Source organism: Synechococcus sp. R5-13, assembly GCF_047462015.1.
Classification (GTDB): domain Bacteria; phylum Cyanobacteriota; class Cyanobacteriia; order Thermostichales; family Thermostichaceae; genus Thermostichus.
The window spans coordinates 1-3,775 of the sequence record NZ_JANSIL010000002.1 but is presented as its reverse complement, the minus strand read 5'-3'; the positions used below and the strand labels follow the sequence as shown (position 1 = coordinate 3,775).

Sequence of the window (3,775 nt, the reverse complement as noted above, 5' to 3'; positions counted from 1 at the left end):
GAGCAGAACAGGCTCAGGGCTACTGAAAGCCCGCTCCGTACCGCTTAGCGGTCGGAGCCGGGTAGTTTACAGACGACAACTTCTGCCAACTTCGTGCTGAGTTTTGAGGTTGTTGGCTTGCCCCTTCCTTGCTGTTTCAGCCGAGAGCAAACTGTTGGCCTACAGGGTTTCCCAAGCTTGCAAGACGGCTTCTAGGGCCAGCCGCCCATGGTAGAGATGGGTTCCCCCCTGCAAGTAGACGGTGTAGGGATCCCGCATCGGCCCATCGGCAGAGAGTTCGGCGCTGCTCCCGGCAATAAAGGTGCCTGCTGCCATCACCACCGGGTCTGCATAACCGGGCATCACCTCCGGAACTGGGGTGAGGTAGGAATCCACAGGAGAACTGTTTTGAATCGCTTGGCAAAAGGCCTGCAGCTTTTGCGGGGATCCCAATTGAATGGCCTGGATGATATCGGTGCGGGGAGTTTGAGGCAGAGGCGAGACCGGGTAGCCCAAATCAGAAAACACCTGCGCCGCCAGATGGGCGATCTTCACCGCTTCGGCCACCATCTGCGGGGCCAAGAACAAGCCTTGAAACAGAAGGCGGTTGAGATCTAGAGTTGCCCCCCCCTCCGAACCAATGCCCGGAGCCGTTAACCGACAAGCGGCTTGCTCCACCAGCTCTGCCCGCCCGGCCACATAGCCCCCTGCGGGAACGAGGGTGCCCCCCGGATTTTTGATCAGGGATCCGGCAATCAGATCTGCGCCCACATGGGTTGGCTCCTGGGTTTCCACAAATTCGCCGTAGCAATTGTCCACAAAAACCACAACTTCGGGGTTTTGTGCTTTGACCATTTGGATCATCTCGGCAATCTGGGCAATGGAAAAGCTGGGCCGCCAATCGTAGCCACAGGACCGCTGAATGTGAACCAAGCGGGTTTGCGGTCTGAGGGCGGTTTTCAGGGCCTGCCAATCGACAGTTCCCTCCCGCAAATCCAACTGGCGGTAACCGATGCCAAACTCCCGTAGGGATCCCCGCCCGGAACCCCGCAGACCGATGACCTCTTCAAGGGTGTCGTAAGGGGGGCCGGTAATCGCCAGCAGCTCATCCCCCGGACGCAGCACCCCAAACAAAGCACAGGCAATGGCATGGGTACCAGACACCATCTGCAGCCGCACCACTGCTGCCTCACAGCCCATAATCTGGGCAAACACCCGATCCAAAACCTGCCGCCCCTGGTCGTCGTGGCCATACCCCGACACCCCGGCAAAGTGATGGGATCCCACCCGCTGGTCGCGAAAGGCCCGCAGCACCCGCGCCAGGTTCTCTCTGAGGGTCTTCTCCACCGCCTGAAACTGCTCCTGTAGAGCCTCTTCTGCTCTGTCTAAAAGCTCTGCCGCCTTCAACGGGATCCCTCCGCCCACCCAGTCTGCCCCACCTTTTGCACACCAAGCTGGTTTCGAGGGTAGCATTTCAGCCACCCCGGAAAGAGTTGGCCTTCTCCCCACCGCTCCTCAAGGTGACTGCAGCGGCAGAACCGAGTTCCAAGTTCTTATGTACTTATGTAGCTCTCCGATAGAAACCTTACAGCATGGAACAGTGAACAACAGGCTTGTCAAAGCTAATACCGACAACAACACCATCTCTCAAGTCGAAAGCCTCATATTGATAAAAAATCGATAAAAAGCTTAATTTATATCAATATCCCTTCATTTTTGCTGTCAATGGCTATCCAATCAAGATGCTGCTAGGCTGTAGGATAATACCAACATACCCTGGAGGAAAGCTGAAGCATCTGGATTGCCGAGCTTATGGGCAATACGGCCCACCTTCAGTCTCTCAAAAACAGGTCAGAGTTAGAGACATTGTTTAACCAACTCAAAATCCGGCTCAGGAAGATTTTTAGCAGGCTAGATCTGCCTATGGGTTTGATGATAGATTTGGCTTTTGACTGAGGAACTTGCAACTTAAACTCTAAAAAACCTTTCCCAAAGACACTCAACACAGCCAATAGAAGTGCATGTCTTGCAGGGCGGGGATCCCGCTTCTCTACAGAGCTCCTGCGATTCGGGAAAATCTGGAATTCAACATCTCTGAAACATTAAGAGAGCCTAAATTTATTCTTAACCTCTGGCAGAGATCCTTGAGCGAGATGTTAACCTAGACTTAACCCAAGAGGTTAGTGCCACTCCCAAAGCCGATCTGCTCACCCTTGATGACAGGGCTCCATTTTTGCCAATTAAAGGGCTGACGTCGCCTGTGAGCTGGGATCGCTTTCCAGAGTTAGAGGGATCCCGGGTGGGGATGAGGCGCTATCTCAGGTATAAACCGACATGACTGGGAGAGTCCTCATGACTAAGCTTGTGATCCAAGGGAAAAACGTCGAGATTACCGACGCCATCCGCAGCTACGTTCAAGAAAAAATTGAGCGTGCTGTCAGTCATTTTGCCCAGATCACCAGTGAGGTTGATGTCAATCTATCGGTAGCCCGCAACCCCCGTATCAGTGCCAGCCAATCTGCCGAAGTGACCGTCTACGCCAATGGCACCGTGATCCGGGCGGAAGAAAGCAGCGAAAACCTCTATGCCAGCATCGACCGTGTGGCCGACAAGCTGGCCCGCAAGTTGCGCAAATACAAAGAACGGAACGGCATTCACCGCGTCCGCCACACCCCCAAAACCTCCGTGGCAGTGGCCCAGCAGCCCGTCACCGATCCGCTAAATACGGAACGGCAAGCGGAGTTACCGGCAGAGGTGGTGCGCACCAAGTACTTCGCCATGCCACCCATGACGGTTCAGGAAGCGTTGCACCAGTTGGAGCTAGTGGATCACGACTTCTACGTTTTCCGCAATATCGAAAATGGCGAGATCAACGTTATCTACGTCCGCAACCATGGCGGCTATGGCCTGATCCGCCCCCGCTAAGGCTTGGTGAAGATGCGTGGTGAGCTCTCCTCCCAACTTACTTCTCCAGGATCCAGCGGCACTTTCTATCTGTTGCTACAGCTCACCGATTCTGCCCTGCCGATTGGGGCTTATTCCCACTCCTGGGGCTTGGAAGCTGCCGTTCAAGCGGGTCAACTTCGCGATCGGGCTGGGGTGCAGCAGTACCTGTTGGGGGTTTTGCACATGGGCTTAGCCCCCACCGAGGGCAGAGCCTGTGCCTTGGCCCATCGTCTATCCCGATTGGGATCCGAGTCGGGAGTGGAGAAGCTGCAGCAACAGCTGCAAGCAACCCGTTGGGCGGCAGAGCCGCGCCAAGCCAGCCTAGATTTGGGGAAACGCCTAGCTCAACTGGCAGAACGCACCTGGGGAATCTCTGTCCCCAAGGCAGAGGGGGATCCACTGCATCATTCCGTGGTGTTTGGCTGGATCTGCGCTCAGGCGGGCATTGGGTTGGAAGATACCCTGCGTGCCTTCTTGTTCTCCTCCCTCACTGGGCTGGTCTCGGCAGCGGTGCGTCTGGTACCTTTGGGGCATACCGAGGGGCAAAGCCTATTGGCTCAGTTGTACGAGCCCATCGAGGCAGTGGTACACCAAGAGATCCTGCCGGTTGTGAAGCGGGCCGAAAGGCCAAACCTCTCCCCCAGCTGGCCGGCTTTGGGCAGCTTCACCCTCCTACAAGAACGCGATTGTCAAGTCCACCAACAGCTCTATTCCCGCCTTTTTCAATCTTGAAAGCCGTCAACCCTCACCCCTAAACCCTTCTCCCAGAGGGAGAGGGGAGTTCAGCTAGAAATCGCAGGAGCCCCGCACTGTACCCGTAGGGTCAGTGCCGGGAGGAATGCGCTTTGAT

At 55.8% G+C, this 3,775-nt stretch carries 3 protein-coding genes; 2 read left to right on the top strand and 1 reads right to left on the bottom strand.

The genetic code is table 11. From position 1 onward, the window contains the following. Positions 1–159: 159 nt before the first annotated feature. Positions 160–1,452 (bottom strand): aminotransferase class I/II-fold pyridoxal phosphate-dependent enzyme, encoded by a 1,293-nt coding sequence (locus tag NW840_RS00070; RefSeq protein WP_414341573.1) that lies wholly within the window; start codon positions 1,450–1,452, stop codon positions 160–162. A gap of 879 nt (positions 1,453–2,331) precedes the next feature. On the opposite strand from NW840_RS00070, the gene hpf reads away from it, so the two are divergent. Then, positions 2,332–2,904 carry a ribosome hibernation-promoting factor, HPF/YfiA family gene (gene hpf, locus NW840_RS00065; protein ID WP_011434101.1) on the top strand — a complete coding sequence of 191 codons (573 nt, stop codon included), beginning with the start codon at positions 2,332–2,334 and terminating at the stop codon, positions 2,902–2,904. 12 nt (positions 2,905–2,916) lie between these two features. Beyond that, complete coding sequence (locus NW840_RS00060) at positions 2,917–3,657, top strand: urease accessory protein UreF (RefSeq protein ID WP_148202769.1); 741 nt, start codon at positions 2,917–2,919, stop codon at positions 3,655–3,657. Positions 3,658–3,775: the final 118 nt, after the last annotated feature.